The 15735-nt window shown below is 67.0% G+C and carries 12 protein-coding genes; 5 read left to right on the top strand and 7 right to left on the bottom strand.

The features are described from left to right. Window positions 1-58 precede the first annotated feature (58 nt). On the top strand, window positions 59-1567 hold the full coding sequence (locus ACIBH2_RS18135; protein ID WP_397120851.1) for an FAD-dependent oxidoreductase: 1509 nt from the start codon (window positions 59-61) through the stop codon (window positions 1565-1567). Here ACIBH2_RS18135 and ACIBH2_RS18130 read toward each other — a convergent pair. Then, window positions 1564-1998: a YdeI/OmpD-associated family protein gene (locus ACIBH2_RS18130; RefSeq protein WP_397118752.1), complete on the bottom strand. Its 435-nt coding sequence runs from the start codon at window positions 1996-1998 to the stop codon at window positions 1564-1566. The genes ACIBH2_RS18135 and ACIBH2_RS18130 overlap by 4 nt on opposite strands. 487 nt (window positions 1999-2485) lie before the next feature. Between ACIBH2_RS18130 and ACIBH2_RS18125 the strand changes: the two genes are divergently transcribed. From ACIBH2_RS18125 to narI, 4 genes are read left to right on the top strand one after another with little or no spacing between them, the layout of a single operon-like run. Further along, complete coding sequence (locus tag ACIBH2_RS18125) at window positions 2486-6124, top strand: nitrate reductase subunit alpha (protein ID WP_397118750.1); 3639 nt, start codon at window positions 2486-2488, stop codon at window positions 6122-6124. Between the two features lie 10 nt (window positions 6125-6134). After that, complete coding sequence (gene narH / locus ACIBH2_RS18120; RefSeq protein WP_397120849.1) at window positions 6135-7823, top strand: nitrate reductase subunit beta; 1689 nt, start codon at window positions 6135-6137, stop codon at window positions 7821-7823. Then, window positions 7820-8500 carry a nitrate reductase molybdenum cofactor assembly chaperone gene (gene narJ, locus ACIBH2_RS18115; protein WP_397118748.1) on the top strand — a complete coding sequence of 227 codons (681 nt, stop codon included), beginning with the start codon at window positions 7820-7822 and terminating at the stop codon, window positions 8498-8500. Before narH ends, narJ begins: the two co-directional genes overlap by 4 nt. Beyond that, on the top strand, window positions 8497-9231 hold the full coding sequence (narI, locus tag ACIBH2_RS18110; RefSeq protein WP_397118746.1) for a respiratory nitrate reductase subunit gamma: 735 nt from the start codon (window positions 8497-8499) through the stop codon (window positions 9229-9231). The genes narJ and narI overlap by 4 nt, the downstream gene beginning before the upstream one ends. Here narI and ACIBH2_RS18105 read toward each other — a convergent pair whose 3' ends face one another. The 6 genes from ACIBH2_RS18105 to ACIBH2_RS18080 all read right to left on the bottom strand — a co-directional run bounded on the left by ACIBH2_RS18105 (window position 9232) and on the right by ACIBH2_RS18080 (window position 15733). Continuing rightward, the gene (locus ACIBH2_RS18105; protein WP_397118744.1) at window positions 9232-9894 is read right to left on the bottom strand and encodes a hypothetical protein; all 663 of its coding nucleotides are present in this window, start codon (window positions 9892-9894) and stop codon (window positions 9232-9234) included. A gap of 64 nt (window positions 9895-9958) precedes the next feature. Continuing rightward, complete coding sequence (locus ACIBH2_RS18100; protein ID WP_397118742.1) at window positions 9959-10219, bottom strand: three-helix bundle dimerization domain-containing protein; 261 nt, start codon at window positions 10217-10219, stop codon at window positions 9959-9961. A gap of 155 nt (window positions 10220-10374) precedes the next feature. Further along, window positions 10375-11154: an SDR family NAD(P)-dependent oxidoreductase gene (locus ACIBH2_RS18095; protein WP_397118740.1), complete on the bottom strand. Its 780-nt coding sequence runs from the start codon at window positions 11152-11154 to the stop codon at window positions 10375-10377. Window positions 11155-11166: 12 nt separating this feature from the next. Continuing rightward, a complete protein-coding gene (locus tag ACIBH2_RS18090; protein WP_397118738.1) occupies window positions 11167-12912 on the bottom strand; it encodes an amidohydrolase family protein in 1746 nt (581 codons plus the stop codon). Between the two features lie 8 nt (window positions 12913-12920). Next, a complete protein-coding gene (locus ACIBH2_RS18085) occupies window positions 12921-14576 on the bottom strand; it encodes a class I adenylate-forming enzyme family protein (RefSeq protein ID WP_397118736.1) in 1656 nt (551 codons plus the stop codon). Further along, complete coding sequence (locus ACIBH2_RS18080) at window positions 14573-15733, bottom strand: serine hydrolase domain-containing protein (RefSeq protein ID WP_397118734.1); 1161 nt, start codon at window positions 15731-15733, stop codon at window positions 14573-14575. The genes ACIBH2_RS18085 and ACIBH2_RS18080 overlap by 4 nt, the downstream gene beginning before the upstream one ends. Window positions 15734-15735 lie beyond the last annotated feature (2 nt).

The following is a 15735-nucleotide window of genomic DNA, read 5'->3' as shown; positions in this document are numbered from 1 at the left end:
CCCTTCGCTCTCGCGGTTCTTGCCGTGCATTCAACCATCGGTGTACGTTGTACACGTGATGTACGACGTACACGAACCTCGTGTTCTGGTGGTCGGCGGTGGCCTGGTGGGCCTGTCCGCCGCCCTGTTCCTGCGCCATCACGGGGTGCGGGTGACCCTGGTGGAACGGCGGCATGGCACCTCACCGCAGCCCAAGGCGCGGCGCATCGACATCCGCACCATGGAGGCCTTCCGGCAGATCGGCATTGCCGACGAGGTCTTCGAGGCCGCGCGTGATCTGGCGCATTACCAGGCCATGGCAGTCGGCCCCACCGTCGCGCGAGCCGAACTGCTGCCGTTCGAGCTCCCGGGCGTGATGCCGGATTGGGAGGCGCTCTCCCCCACCACGACCTGCCTGTGCGCACAGGACGTGCTGGAGCCGGTGCTGCGCCGCCTGGCCGAGGAGCGCGGGGCGCAGGTGCGGTTCGGGGTGGAGCTCACCGACTTTCGCGAAGACGACACCGGCATCGAGGCCGAGGTGCGCGCGGCCGATGGGGCCACCGAGCGGCTGCGGGCGGCGTACCTCATTGCCGCCGATGGGGCCGCGAGCCCCGTCCGCGAACGACTGGGGATTCGGCGCAGCGGGCGCGGCACACTCGGCAAGGCGGTCACCGTGTACTTCCGGGCCGATCTCGAGGACCTGGTGCGGGGCCGCGAATTCAATCTCTGTCAGGTCGAGAACGAGAGTCTGGCAGGGGCTTTCGCCTCTGTCGACGGCCGGAGGCGGTGGATCTTCTACGGCGACGCGGCAACCGACCGATCGCGCGAGCAGTGGCCGGACGCGCTGCGACTCGCCCTCGGCGCGCCCGAGGTCGATATCGAGATTCTGAGCGTATTGCCTTGGGAGCCGGGAATGTTCGTCGCGGACGAGTTTCAGCGCGGACGGATTCTCCTGGCGGGTGACGCGGCGCATGTCATGCCCCCTTATGCCGCCGCGGGCGCGAACACCGGCATCCAGGACGTCCACGATCTCGCCTGGAAGTTGGGCTTCGTCTTGCGCGGAGCGGCGGGGCCGGAGCTGGTGGAAACCTATGCGGCCGAACGTCATCCGATCGGTTGGCTGATTGCCGACCAGTCCAGTATCCGTACCGGCAACCTGCGCACCATGAACACCGAATCGGCGGACGGCACACCCCTGGCCGACCCGATCGCGCTGATGCTCGGCACCCGCTATCCGGCGGGCGCGCTGATCGACGACGGCAGTGCGCACACCCTGGAACGCCTCGACCTCGCGGGTCAGCCGGGTACCAGGCTGCCCAACGCCACAGCGTCGTCCGGCCGATCGGTCCTCGACCTGGTCGATACGGAGTTCGTCCTGTTCACCGGACCGACGGGCGCGGCGTGGCGGTCGGCGGGCGTCGTGGTGCACGAGGTCGATGAAAGCTATTGCGCGACAGTCGGAATCGAATCCAACGGGGCACTGCTCGTGCGACCTGATCAGATCGTGGCCTGGCGCTGCCCGACCATGCCCGCACGGCCCGATGCCACGGTGACCGCCGTCCTGGACCGGATCCTGAGCCGCGACTAGCGCAGCGCGTCGAGAATCTTGGCGATCCGATTCGCCCGCGTCTCGGCTCGCTTGGCCCCGGCGACACCTTGGACCTGTTCACGGCGCTTGGAGTAGCTCAGTTTGTCGAAGACATCCCGCAGCTGTGCGTCCGCGAGCGCGGCCGCCAGATCCTCGGGCACCTCGACGGTGCGTTCGGCGGTATCGCGCTCGACCGTGACGGCCACCGTATCCCCGGGCTCCTTGCCGAGTTCGGTGCGAATGGCTTTGAGCAGACCCAGACACGGGCCCTCACCCATATTCACTATGGAGCCCGTGTAGGCGATGCCGTCGAACGTGGCGCGGACCGGGATACGCCCACCGCCGCCGAGTGCCGCGACGACCTCGGTGGGAATGGGGATATACGCGCCGCCACCGTTGGCGGGTCGGATGGTGCCCTCGAATCGCTGCATGAGAAGCACGATATTGGCTGCCGCCGACCGGTCGCGGGAACCGGTCCGCGACCGGGTAGCAAACTGGGCAGTTCTGGGAAATTATCGCTCCCACATCCGCGGCGGGAGTTTGCTGGATTGGCGGAAAAGCGCGGGCCACCGGCCGCCAGCATTGTGTTAACAAATATTAAGCGGCCGAGAACCGATCGTTTCCAAAGCATCACCGGCACCGCCCCGAAACACCCCGCGCGGTGGACGTTTCGGCCGGTCGCAATGGATAAGCCCAGGTCGCACCCGATAACTGTGACCTGGGCCGCTATCGCTCAGTGACCGACAGGTTGCGGCGATCTCACATCTCACAACCGGCCGTGGAGCAGTGTGAGAGAAACGTTTTGCCGAGTGCTGCCCCGTCCTTACAGTCGATGCAACAGCCCGGTTTTTTCTCTCTCGAAGGGGCGTCATGGCAAACCCGCGGACCGGACAGTCGTCCGCCGATGCACTGCTTCGGATGGGAAAATACTTCAATCGTGGTGAGGTGTCCGAGGATCTGCGCACCCTGCACAAGGTGGGTGGGCGCGATGCGGACGAGTTCTACCGCGATCGGTGGTCGCACGACAAGGTGGTGCGCTCCACGCACGGCGTGAACTGCACCGGATCGTGCTCGTGGAAGATCTACGTCAAGGACGGCGTGATCACCTGGGAGTCGCAGCAGACCGACTATCCGTCGGTGGGCGCGGACAAGCCCGAGTACGAGCCGCGCGGCTGTCCGCGTGGCGCGTCGTTCTCCTGGTACACGTATTCGCCCGCGCGCGTGCGCTATCCGTATGTCCGCGGTGTGCTGCTGGAGCTGTACCGGGAGGCCAAGACCCGACTGAAGGATCCCGTGCTCGCGTGGGAGGCCGTGGTCGAGGATCCCGAGAAGGCCAAGCGCTACAAGCACGCCCGCGGCAAGGGCGGCTTCGTACGCGCCGAATGGTGGGAGGCCGCCGAGATCGCGGCCGCCGCGCATGTGCACACCATCAAGAAGTACGGACCCGACCGCGTGGCCGGGTTCTCCCCCATCCCCGCCATGTCGATGGTCTCGCATGCCGTTGGGGCGCGGTTCATCTCGCTCATCGGCGGCTCCATGCTGTCGTTCTACGACTGGTACGCCGACCTGCCGGTGGCCTCGCCGCAGGTGTTCGGCGATCAGACCGACGTGCCGGAGTCGGCGGACTGGTTCGACGCGGGCTACCTGATCATGTGGGGCTCCAATGTCCCGGTGACGCGCACCCCGGACGCGCACTACATGACCGAGGCGCGCTACCGCGGCCAGAAGGTCGTTGTCGTCTCCCCCGACTACGCCGACAACACCAAGTTCGCCGACGAGTGGGTGCCCGCGCGGCCGGGAACCGATGCGGCCCTGGCCATGTCGATGGGACACGTGGTGCTCAACGAGTTCTTCGTCCAGAAGAGCACGCCGTACTTCGACAACTACGTCAAGCGCTACACCGACCTGCCGTACCTGGTCACCCTGGACGAGAAGGACGGCATCGCGGTCCCGGGCAAATTCCTCACCGCCGCCGATCTGGGGCACACCGGGGAGGGCGTGGAATTCCAGACGGTGCTGCTCGATGCCGAGGCAAATCCGTTCGTACCCAACGGATCCCTGGGCCACCGCTTCGGCGAAGAGAGCAAGGGCCGCTGGAACCTGGACCTCGGGGATGTCGATCCCCTCTTGACTCTGCACGGCCGCGTCGATGATGCCGCCGCCGTGCAGCTTCCCCGTTTCGACGACGGCACCGCGGGCGTCATCACCCGGGGCGTGCCCACGACAGTCGTTGCGGGCAAACGGGTTACGACCGTCTTCGATCTGCTGCTGGCACAGTACGGCGTCGCGCGTACCGGACTGCCGGGCAGCTGGCCCACCGGCTACGACGATCCGAACGAGCCGTACACCCCCGCCTGGCAGGAAGCGATCACCGGCGTTCCGGCCAAGCAGGCCGAGCGCATCGGCCGCGAATTCGCCGACAATGCCGAGAAATCCCAGGGCCGCTCCATGATTCTCATGGGCGCGGGCACCAACCACTGGTTCCACTCGGATCAGATCTACCGCGCCTTCTTCACCCTCACGCTGCTCACCGGCTGCCAGGGCGTGAACGGCGGCGGCTGGGCGCATTACGTGGGCCAGGAGAAGTGCCGCCCCGTCACCGGTTGGTCCACCCTGGCTTTCGGCCTGGACTGGCAGCGTCCGCCGCGCCAGATGCAGGGCACCGTGTTCTGGTACCTCGCCAACAACCAGTGGCGCTACGACCCGTTCACGGCGGAATCCTTCGCCTCGCCGTTGGGCACCGGGAAATTCGCGGGCCGCACCGCCGCCGACAATATCGCGCTGGCCACCCGCCTCGGCTGGATGCCGAGCTACCCCACGCTCAACCGCAATCCCCTCGACCTGGTGGACGAGGCCGAAGCGGCGGGCAAGACGCCCTCGGAGTACGTCGTCGACGGCCTGAAATCCGGTGACCTGCGCTTCGCCTGCGAGGATCCCGACGCGCCCGAGAACTTCCCGCGCGTGCTGACGGTCTGGCGAGCCAACCTGCTCGGCTCCTCCGGCAAGGGCAACGAGTACTTCCACAAGCACCTGCTCGGCGCGGACTCCAATCTCCAGACCACCGATGTCACCGGGGTGCGCCCACAGGAGCTGGTCTGGCGCGACGAGGCCGCCACCGGCAAGCTGGATCTGCTGCTCTCCCTGGACTTCCGGATGACCAGCACCACGCTGTTCTCCGATATCGTCTTCCCGGCCGCCACCTGGTACGAGAAGCACGATCTGTCCTCCACGGATATGCACCCGTTCGTGCACGCCTTCTCCCCGGCCATCTCGCCGCCGTGGGAGGCCAAGACCGATTTCGACGCCTTCCACCGCATCGCGCGCGGCTTCTCCTGGCTGGCCGAGAAGCACCTCGGCAAGCGCAAGGACCTGGTGGCCGTGCCGCTGCAGCACGACACCGCCGACGCCATGGCGCAGGCCGGTGGGCGGGTGCTGGACTGGAAGGCCGGGGAATGCGAGCCGATTCCCGGGCAGACCATGCCGAAACTCGTTGTGGTCGAGCGGGATTACCCGAATGTCGCGGAGAAGATGGCCGCGCTCGGACCGCTCGTGGAGACCATCGGGCTCACCACCAAGGGCGTCACCACGCTGCCCGACGCCGAGGTCGAGTACCTCAAGGGCGTCAACGGGACCGTGGTCTCCGGGATCGCGCAGGGGCGGCCGTCGCTGGCCAAGGACACCCACGCGGCGGAGGCGATCCTCGCCCTGTCCGGCACCACCAACGGGCGACTCGCGGTGGAGGGGTTCCACGCGCTCGAACAGCGCACCGGGACGCAACTCGCGGATCTGGCCGCCGAGCACGAGGGCAAGCGAATCACCTTCGCGGACACCCAGGCTCGGCCCGTGCCGGTCATCACCTCACCCGAGTGGTCGGGCAGCGAGACCGGTGGCCGCCGGTACTCGCCGTTCACCATCAATACCGAGCGGCTCAAGCCCTGGCACACGCTCACCGGGCGGCAGCACTTCTACCTCGACCACGACTGGATGATCGAACTCGGCGAACAGCTGCCGATCTTCCGACCGCCCCTGGATATGACCGCGCTGTTCAGCGAGCCCGGGGTGGGCAATGTGAACGAGAACGGCGTGACCGTGCGGTATCTGACGCCGCACTCCAAATGGTCGATCCACTCGGCGTACCAGGACAACCTGCACATGCTCACGCTGTCGCGGGGCGGGCAGTCGATCTGGATGTCGGACAAGGACGCCGCCAAGATCGGTGTCGCCGACAACGACTGGATCGAGGCCATCAACCGCAATGGCGTCGTGGTGGCGCGCGCCATCGTCTCGCACCGCATGCCCGAGGGCACCGTGTTCATGTACCACGCGCAGGACCGCGCCGTGGACGTGCCGAGGATCGAGGGCACGCCGAAGGTGAACGGGGCCAAGGGCAAACGCGGCGGTATCCACAATGCGCTGACCCGCATCATGATCAAGCCCTCGCATCTCATCGGCGGCTACGCGCAACAGTCCTTCGCCTTGAACTACCACGGCCCCACCGGAAATCAGCGCGACGAAGTCACCACGATTCGCAAACGCTCGCAGGAAGTGGAGTACTGACATGCGCGTAATGGCTCAGCTCGCCATGGTCATGAACCTGGACAAGTGCATCGGCTGTCACACGTGCAGCGTCACCTGCAAGCAGGCGTGGACCAATCGCGCCGGTACCGAATACGTCTGGTTCAACAATGTGGAAACCCGTCCGGGACAGGGTTATCCGCGGCAATACCAGGATCAGGAGAAGTGGAAGGGCGGCTGGGTCCGCGATCGCAAGGGCCGCCTGAGTTTGAAGTCCGGGTCGCGAATGAAGCGGCTGCTGAACATCTTCGCCAACCCGGACCTTCCCACGGTAAGCGATTACTACGATCCGTGGAGCTATGACTACGACAATCTGCTCTCCTCGCCCCAAATCGATACCGTCCCGGTGGCCCGGCCCAAATCGCTGATCACCGGCGAGGACACCAAGGTCACCTGGGGCGCGAACTGGGACGACGATCTCGGGTCCGGGCCCGAGCAGGTCGGCAAGGACCCACTGCTGGCCAAACTCTCCGACAAGGTCAAACTCGAATTCGAGGAGACCTTCATGTTCTACCTGCCGCGTATCTGCGAGCATTGCCTCAATCCCTCGTGCGCGGCGTCGTGCCCGTCCGGTGCGATCTACAAGCGCTCCGAGGACGGCATCGTCCTGGTGGACCAGGACAAATGCCGAGGCTGGCGGCAGTGTGTCACCGCGTGCCCGTACAAGAAGATCTACTTCAACCACAAGACGGGCAAGGCGGAGAAATGCACCTTCTGCTACCCGCGCGTGGAGGTCGGCATTCCGACGGTGTGCTCGGAGACCTGCGTGGGGCGGCTGCGCTACATCGGCGTCATGCTCTACGACGCGGACGCGGTCCTCGAGGCGGCGTCGGTCGAGAACGATCAGGATCTGTACCCCGCGCAGCTGGGCGTCTTCCTGAACCCGCACGATCCGCGCGTGATCGCCGAGGCGGAGCGGGCCGGAATCTCCCCGGAATGGATTCAGGCGGCCCAGGATTCGCCGGTCTACAAGCTCATCGTCGACTACCAGTTGGCGCTGCCGCTGCATCCGGAGTACCGCACCATGCCGATGGTCTGGTACGTGCCGCCGCTGTCGCCGGTGGTGGATGTACTCAGCGAGACCGGACACGACGGCGAGGACCACGCCAACCTGTTCGGGGCCATCGACGCGCTGCGAATCCCCTTGGAGTACTTGGCCGAACTGTTCACCGCCGGTGAGATCGGGCCGGTGCGGGCATCGCTGCAACGGCTCGCGGGTATGCGGTCGTTCATGCGCTCGATCAATCTCGGACAGGAACCGGATATGTCGATTCCGGAGCTGGTGGGGCTCGAGCCCGAGGAGATCGAGGCCATGTACCGGCTGCTCGCCATCGCCAAGTACGAGCACCGGTACGTGATTCCCTCCGGTGCGACTTCCCGTGCGCACGAACTGGATTCACTGGCCACCGGATGCAGTCTGGACACCGACGGCGGCCCGGGTATGACCGCCTACGACTACATGGCCGACAAGTTCCATCTGACCGATACCAATGGCGCCGCGCCGGAGGAGAAGTCGAGTCGGGTCAATCTGTTGAACTGGGACGGCAAGAACACCAACGGGCTGGTGCCGACCAAGAACGGGGCCAACGGCAACGGGCACGCCAATGGCAGTAGCAACGGCAATGGCAACGGGCACAAGGACTCCGAGGTTCTGCCCGCACCGAGCGGAGCGCACCGATGAGCCTGCTCAAACTGCGGCGTCGCCCCGAGCCCGCCGCCACCATGTCCGAACGCGATCGTCGCCTCATCTGGCGCATGGCCGCACTGCTGCTGGACTACCCGACCGAGCAGACCTTGGCCATGGTGGACGAATTGGCCGCTGTCGTCGGCGAATTGCCGCGCGATATCCAGCCGCACCTGGGCCGGTTCCTCACCCACCTGCGCTCCACCGATCCGATCGTGTTGGCTCAGCGCTACGTCGAGACCTTCGATATGCGCCGCCGCGCCAGCCTGCACCTCACCTTCTACGCCTACGGCGATACCCGCAAACGCGGTATGGCGCTGCTGCGGTTCAAACACGCCTACCGGCATGCGGGGGTGGAGCTCGGCGATCACGAACTGCCCGACCATCTCCCGGTGCTGCTGGAGTTCGCGGCCACGGTGGATCCCATCGGCGGTGAGCGCCTGCTCGGCGAGCACGTGCCGGTGCTGGAGCTGCTGCGATTGTCGCTGTCCGACAACGGTTCCCCCTACTCGGACCTGCTGGCCGCCGTCACCGCGACGCTGCCGCCGGTCACCACGGCCGACCGTCGCCGGATCGCCGAACTGGCCGCCCAGGGTCCACCGGAAGAAGAGGTGGGCCTGGAACCCTTCGCCATGGACCCCACCATGTTCGCCGCCGCGGAAGGCCGCCGATGACCACAATGCTCTGGATGACGCTGCCCTACGTCGCCTTCACCTCGTTCCTGCTGGGCCACCTGTGGCGTTACCGCAACGACCAATTCGGGTGGACCACACGCTCTTCCCAGATCTACGAATCCCGCCTGCTGCGCATGGGCAGCCCGCTGTTCCACTTCGGCATGCTGGGCGTCATCGGCGGTCACGTGCTGGGCGTGCTGATTCCGGAATCCTGGACCGCCGCCGTCGGCATCACCGAGCACATGTACCACGTGGTCGCGGTATCGGCCGGGTCCGTCGCGGGTTTCGCGGTCATCGCCGGAATCGCGATTCTGCTCTACCGCCGATTCACGGTGCCCGCCGTGCGCAAGGCCACCACGAACAACGACAAGATGATGTACGCCCTGCTGGCGGGGGCGCTCGTCACCGGCATGCTCAATACCCTGGGCAGCAATCTGCTCTGGGGCACCTACAACTACCGCGAGACCGTATCCCCGTGGTTCCGTAGCCTTTTCACGTTCCATCCCGAACCGGAGCTCATGGTCGGCACCCCGTGGACCTTCCAGGCCCACGGCCTGATCGTGCTCGCCCTCATCGGCGTCTGGCCCTACACCCGCCTGGTCCACATGTTCAGCGCGCCCATCGGCTATGTCGTGCGGCCCTACGTCGTGTACCGCAGCAAGGAGACCAACGCGGTGGACAAGCGCCGCTTCGCCGGTGCCTGGGAAACCCCGGCGGTGCCGAAGCGCTGATCAGCCCTCGCTGAGCAGCCCCGAGACCCGGTCGTGCCAGAGTTCGGCGGCCGGGGTGCCGGAGAGTCCGAGACCGGTGAGCTCGGCGAAGATTCGCGCGTCGTCGTGCTCGGCCCCGGCGAGGCCCTCGGCCAGGGCGGCCAGGATCGCGTGAATGTGCGGCGAGCGCACATGCGCGACCGCGGAGAGCGTGGCGAGGGGGATATTGGCGGCGGCCTCCTCGGGATCGGCGACCACCGGGACATTGTGCGGCCCCAGCACCAGCGGATGGACCTCCAGACTCGGCCACAGCGGCAGACCGATGGCCGAGGTGTTCATGGCCCACAGCGCCGTCACCCGGTCCTGACAGACCACCAGAAGCACTGGCGGCAGCCGATATTCGAACGACAGCTGGGCCAGGTCGCGCGCCCACTCGGCGGGCTTGTCGGAATCGTCCCAGGCGAGGGGTTGCACCAGCAGCAGGAAGCCGCCGGTGCGCGTGGTGATGCGAAACAGCGCGTCCGCCTGGGCTTCTCGCAACGGAACTGCGCTGGTGTGGCGGTCGAGCAGAACCACCTCGACCGGATCGGCCAAGGGTAGGCGCAGGGCGTGGAAAGCCCGGGCGAAGACGCCGGGGTCGTGCCGAAAGATCCGGTGCATCGCCTCGCCCGGGGAACCGACCATGGCGACGAGCGTACCTCGAAGACTCGAACTTGTGTTCGAATCGAGGGCTGAAAGTTCGCTGTCCTCAGCCGGACGCGGATTCGGCGCGGGTCTGCAAGCGTTCGCGGGTGTAGCGCTCGGCCAGCAGCGGCAGGAAGGTCTCCACCTTGGCGTGGCTGGCCACGCGGTCGTAGGCGGAGTGCAGCAGCTGGTCGACGGTCTCCTCGTCGACCTGATCTCCGAATTCGCGCAGCAGGCGCGCGGCGGCGGCATCGAGAGCGAGCTTCTGATCGAGAGGCGGTTCGCCGCGGACATGGGCAGCGGCTTCGACTGGACTGTGCGTCATCGCGAACTCCGTGGAGCGGTGGTGTTCGGACCACGCGGCCATACGGGGGACCAGCGTGGTCCATGCCACTGGAATGGATTGCCGCGAACGGCTGTCCGGAAAACGAACAGTGGATGAACGGCGGGTGCGCACCGGGCGCACCCGCCGAAAAGTGGTCAGCTGCCAGCGAGTTCGGCCAGGTTGGGGAAGTTGCTGATCTCCCAGCCGCCGTCCACCACCAGTTCGGTGCCGGTGATGTAGGAGGCGTCGTCGCTGGCCAGGAACAGACACGGGGCCGCGACCTGCTCCGGGGTGGCCGCCGCACCGAGCGGAATGCGTTTCAGGAACAGCTCTTTGGCGGGTTCATAGCCCATGATGGCGGCCACGAGGGGGGTGTCGACCAGTCCGGGCAGTACCGAATTGACCCGAATGCGGTGCGGTGCGAGTTCCAGGGCCGCGTTCTTGGAGAACATGACCACGCCCGCCTTGCCGGTGGCGTAGGGGCTGCCGCCCGGCATGGGTATCCGGCCGTCCAGGGAGGAGATGTTCACGATGCTGCCGCCGCGACCACCGTCGCGCATGAGCCGCGCCTCGTGCTTGGTGCACAGGAATACGCTCTTCTGTACGAGGTCGACGGTGAAATCCCAATCGGATTCCGCGAGGTCGGTGACCGCGCCGATGCGCGACCCGCCCGCCACATTGAAGGCGATGTCCAGACCGCCGAAACGCTCTGCGGCCGCACCGATTCCGGCCTCGACCTGCGCCTCCACCGTGACATCGGCGGTCACCGGATGGAAGGATCCGCCGAGTTCGTCGGCCTTCTTCCGCACTCCGGCCTCGTCGATGTCGAGCCCGACCACCTGCGCGCCCTCGGCGATGAGCGCGGCGGCGATGGCCGCGCCGATACCGGAGGCCGCACCGGTCACCACCGCGGTGCGCCCGTCGAATCTACGCACTGTCCGCCCCTCTCAACGCCGTCCGGCGCGCAGGAAGCGGCCGGTGCGCTCGGTGCCGAGTAGCTCGGCCTTGCGTCCGGCCCCGAAGACGTGGCGGCCGTTGACCAGCACGGCGGTTACCGTGGCGTCGTTGCGGTTCACCATGCGCGAGAGGCCGTTGTACTCCGGGACCGGATTCTCGGCGTACTCCTCGAGGGTGTCGTCGAGTCGTTCGGGGTCCAGGACGAGGATGTCGGCGCGGTCGCCGACGCGCAGGTGTCCGGCGTCGAGGTCGTACCAGTCGGCCAGTTCGCCGGTGACTCGGTGTACGGCGTGTTCGACGCTCATGAACGGCTGCCCCGCCTGCTGAGCGTCGCGTACACGTTTGAGCAGCCGCAGGCCGAAGTTGTAGAACGCCATGTTGCGCAGGTGCGCGCCCGCGTCCGAGAAGCCCAGTTGCACACCGGGATCGGCGGCCAGCTTGTTCAACACCTCGGGGCGGTGGTTGGAGATGGTGGTGCGCCAACGGACCTTGGAGCCGTGCTCCACCAGCAGGTCCAGGAAGGCGTCGACGGGATGGACTCCGCCGCGCTCCACACCGACCTGGCCGAAGGTCTTGCCGATCACGCTGGCGTCGGGGCATTCGGTGATCTCGGCATCGAAGAAGTCGCGGTGCCACACCCGTGGGCCCCACTTCTTCTCGTAGTCCTTGCGGAAAGCGCGCCGGTATTCCTGGTCCTGGAACAGCTTGTGCCGTTCGTCGAGCTGATTGGACAGGTGCAAAGCCGCCGCGCCGGAACCGAATTCCTCGAAGACGGGCAGATCGATACCGTCGGAGTACACCTCGAACGGCACCGGCAGATGCTGCCACCGGAAATCGCCGCCGAGGGCGTTGAGCGCCTTGGCTATCCACGGGAAGATGTGCACCACACCGGGAATGGCCTTGATATCGGCGGCCGAGAGCAGGCTCACCTTGAGCTTGGGGCGGAACAGGCCGAGGGTGCTCACCGCCATGGCGACCAGGCTCTGTGGCCGCGCCACATCGGGTCCGCCCTGCAGGGCGCGTCGGCGGCGGCGCAGAATGGCGTTGAGCCGCCGCCGTTCCCGCGTGCTGGCGTAGGTGGAGGGCAGGGTTCGCGAACGGCACACCTCGCCGTCGAGTTTGTCGAACAGCAGCTGCTGCGAGGACATGCCGACGAATCCGGCGTCGAGGGCCTCGGTGAGCTTGTGCTCCATGGCGCGCAGTTCGACCTCGGTGGGCCGCACGTCGGGTCGAGTGGCGCGCACCAGGCCCAGCTGCGCGACCCGGATATCCGAATGTCCGATGAAGGCCGCGAGATTCGCGCCCAGCGGCAGGGATTCGAGCGCCTCGATGTAGCCGTGCGCACTGGTCCAGGTCTTGCACCGCTCCATGGCCGCCACCACGTGCGCCCGCGGAATGGCCTCGACGCGGCCGAACAGATCACCGGCCTCGGAGCCGTTCACGTGCACGGTGGACAGTGAGCAGGAGCCGAGCAGAATCGTGGTCACGCCGTGCCGCACCGATTCCGAGAGCGACGGGTCGAGCAGCACCTCCACGTCGTAGTGGGTGTGAATGTCGATCATGCCCGGCATGACCCATTTGCCCGTCGCGTCGATGACTGTGCCGCAACCGGTTTCGTCCAGCTCCTCGGTACCGATCGTGGCGACCCGTCCGTCGCGAATGCCTATGGTGCGAATGGCCGAGGGCGCGCCGGTGCCGTCGAACCAGCGCCCGCCCTTGATAATGGTGTCGTACATGACATGCCTCAGTCCATCGATACGTGGCGGCGCAAGACCTTGCCGGTGACATTGCGCGGCAAGGGATCCGAGGTCACTCGCCAGCGCGCCGGGACCTTGAAGTAGGCCAGCCGCGCCGAGACGAATTCACGCAACTGCTCCTCGGTGGTCGCGCCCGGATCCGCCACGACCACCACGGCGGCGACCTCTTCCCCCAGATCGTCGTGCGGCAGTCCGATCACCACCGACTCCAGCACCGCCGGATGCTCATCGATGACGTTCTCGATCTCGGTCGGATAGACGTTCTCCCCGCCGCGCAGAATGAGATCCGAACGCCGACCGGCCATCTGGAGCCTGCCCTCGCGCAGGAAGCCGAAATCGCCGGTGCGCAACCACCGGTTCTCGTCGATGGCGGCGGCGGTGGCGGCCTCGTCGTTCCAGTAGCCCAGCATGACGTAGGGGCTGCGGACACAGATCTCCCCCGCTTCGCCCTCGGGCAGCACCTTGCCGTCGGGGTCGCGAATCTCCAGGGACACACCGACGATCGGGCGGCCCACCGTCTCCGGATGCGCGGACAGCTCCACCGGATTGGCGACGGTGGCGGCGGTGCCGCTCTCGGTGCACCCGTAACTGGTGGTGAGCGCCACCTGCGCCACCGGCAGCCGCTCCCGCAGGCGGGCCTGCAGTGCGGGCGAGGACGGCGCGGTATTGAGCGAGAAGGCGGCCAGCGACGACAGGTCGTACTGCGACAGGTCGTGGTGCAGCATGCGACTGGCCATGGTCGGCACCGCTGCCCAATGCGAGACCCGCTGCGCCTCGATGAGCTGGCACAGCCGCTCCACCTCGTAGGCCCCCTGGTAGATGACGACCGTATCGCCGGTGACGATGCGCGGCACCGCCAGATTGTGCAGGCAGGCGATATGGAACAGCGGTGAGGTCAGGAGGTAGCGGCGGCCCCGGGGCGCGGGATCGTAGGCGCGGCCCAGGAAGCCGTCCATCATGCCGTCGGTGAAACGGTGATAGTTGCTGATGGCCACCATGTTTCGGTGCGTGTGCACCACGCCCTTGGGACGGCCGGTGGTGCCGCTGGTGTAGAGAATGACCGCCGGATCGTCCTCGTCCACAGCGGTTCTCGGGAACTCACCCCGGTACTCCGCGACGAGTCCGGGCAGGTCGCCCTCCATGGTCAGCACCGGAACCCGAGTTCCGGTCTCGGCCAACAGCTCCGCGCGCTTCGCATCGGCGATCACGACCACGGGTTGGGTGTGCTCGAGCCCGTAGGCGATCTCGCGGGGCGCCCACCACGCGTTGTAGCCGACCGGTATCGCGCCGAGACACTGTGCGGCCCAGAAGGACAGCACCCAGTCCGGGTCGTTGGCGGCGAGAATCCCGACGCGGTCGCCCTTGCCGATGCCGTAGCGCTGCGCGAGGGCCGCGGCCAGCGCGCCCGCCGCCTCGGCGTGCTCGGCGAAGGTCATCCTGCGGTCGGCGGTCACCAGATATTCGCGATCGCCGTGCGCGCGGGAGGCTTCCAGCAGTTCCAGCAGTGAACGCGCGCGGTCCTTCACCAGCGGGACGGGAGCGCCCAGCACCTGCTCCACCGTCATCTCGAACGGCCCACCGGGGCCGGTGAGCCCGGCGGCCACCTGGGCGGCGAGGGCCTGCAGGTCAACGGATTGCGTCATGAGTCGAGTCCTCGAATATCTGTCACGGCCGCGTACACGGCCTTCAGGTAGGCGTCGCAGCGATCGGAGCCGATGAGGCCGGTGGCCATGCGGTTCATGGCATAGGCGAAGGTGAGGCGGTGGTCCAGGTCGTTGACGACCATGGCCCCGCCCAGACCGCCCCACCAGCACACCCGCCCGTCCGGAATGGTCGGCGCGGTCTGCGGCTGCGGCAGGCCGTAGCCGACTCCGAAGCGCAACGGCATCAGGATGGCTTGGTCCACGCCGTCGGCCTGCTGCTGGAAGATGAGGTCGATGGTGCTGGGCGACAGGAACTTCCGGCCGCTGAGCTCCCCGCCATTGCTGATCACCGACTGCACCCGGGCGATGGAGCGGGCATTGCCGTGACCGCCCACGCCGCCGATCTCGGCCTGCCGCCACCCGGGCGTGCCGACCTGCTCGAAATCCAGCAGCGGCTGGAACAGGGACTTGTACAGCACGCTGTCGCGCGGAATCAGATCCTGATCGAACTCCTTGAACTCCGGCGGCACCACGGTGGCGATGCGGTCGAAATCCGCTGGGCCCAGCCCGATATGGAAATCCGCGCCCAACGGTCCGGCCACTTCCTCGGCGAAGAACCGGCCCAGGGAGCGGCCGTCGACGCGGCGCACCAGCTCACCGATCAGATGCCCGTAGTTGAGGGCGTGGTAGCCGGAGGCGGTGCCCGGCTCCCACCACGGCGGCTGCGCGGCCAGGCGCGCGGCCGCGGTCTCGTGGTCGTAGATATCGGGGATCTCGATGGGCGCTTCCCAGCCGGAGACCCCGGAGGTGTGCGAGAGCAGGTGCCGCACTTCGATATTCGCCTTGCCGTTGGCGGCGAACTCCGGCCAGTAGTGCGCGACCTTCTCGAAGACATCCAGCTGGCCGCGCTCGACCAGCAGCAGCGCGCACAGCGCCGTCATGGTCTTGGTGATGGAGAAGGTGTTCACCAGGGTGTCCGCACCCCAGCGCCGGGTCCGCTCGGGATCGGCCCAGCCGCCCCACAGATCCAGCACCGGATTCCCGTCCACCGTCACGCACAGCGACGCGCCCAGCTCCGCCCCCGACTCCACCTGCTCGGTGAAAGCCGCGCGCACACCGGCGAATTCGTCGACACAGTACCCAGCGACGCTGCCCATCT

This window comes from Nocardia sp. NPDC050406 (assembly GCF_044459025.1).
Classification (GTDB): domain Bacteria; phylum Actinomycetota; class Actinomycetes; order Mycobacteriales; family Mycobacteriaceae; genus Nocardia.
This window is presented reverse-complemented; position numbering and strand designations above follow the sequence as displayed.

Excerpts from the sequence above, each read along its gene's own strand:
- ACIBH2_RS18135 (WP_397120851.1), top strand. The coding sequence starts at position 59 with ATGTACGACGTACACGAACCTCGTGTTCTGGTGGTCGGCGGTGGCCTG.
- ACIBH2_RS18130 (WP_397118752.1), bottom strand. The coding sequence starts at position 1,998 with ATGCAGCGATTCGAGGGCACCATCCGACCCGCCAACGGTGGCGGCGCG.
- ACIBH2_RS18125 (WP_397118750.1), top strand. The coding sequence starts at position 2,486 with ATGGGAAAATACTTCAATCGTGGTGAGGTGTCCGAGGATCTGCGCACC.
- narH (WP_397120849.1), top strand. The coding sequence starts at position 6,135 with ATGGCTCAGCTCGCCATGGTCATGAACCTGGACAAGTGCATCGGCTGT.
- narJ (WP_397118748.1), top strand. The coding sequence starts at position 7,820 with ATGAGCCTGCTCAAACTGCGGCGTCGCCCCGAGCCCGCCGCCACCATG.
- narI (WP_397118746.1), top strand. The coding sequence starts at position 8,497 with ATGACCACAATGCTCTGGATGACGCTGCCCTACGTCGCCTTCACCTCG.
- ACIBH2_RS18105 (WP_397118744.1), bottom strand. The coding sequence starts at position 9,894 with ATGGTCGGTTCCCCGGGCGAGGCGATGCACCGGATCTTTCGGCACGAC.
- ACIBH2_RS18100 (WP_397118742.1), bottom strand. The coding sequence starts at position 10,219 with ATGACGCACAGTCCAGTCGAAGCCGCTGCCCATGTCCGCGGCGAACCG.
- ACIBH2_RS18090 (WP_397118738.1), bottom strand. The coding sequence starts at position 12,912 with ATGTACGACACCATTATCAAGGGCGGGCGCTGGTTCGACGGCACCGGC.
- ACIBH2_RS18085 (WP_397118736.1), bottom strand. The coding sequence starts at position 14,576 with ATGACGCAATCCGTTGACCTGCAGGCCCTCGCCGCCCAGGTGGCCGCC.
- ACIBH2_RS18080 (WP_397118734.1), bottom strand. The coding sequence starts at position 15,733 with ATGGGCAGCGTCGCTGGGTACTGTGTCGACGAATTCGCCGGTGTGCGC.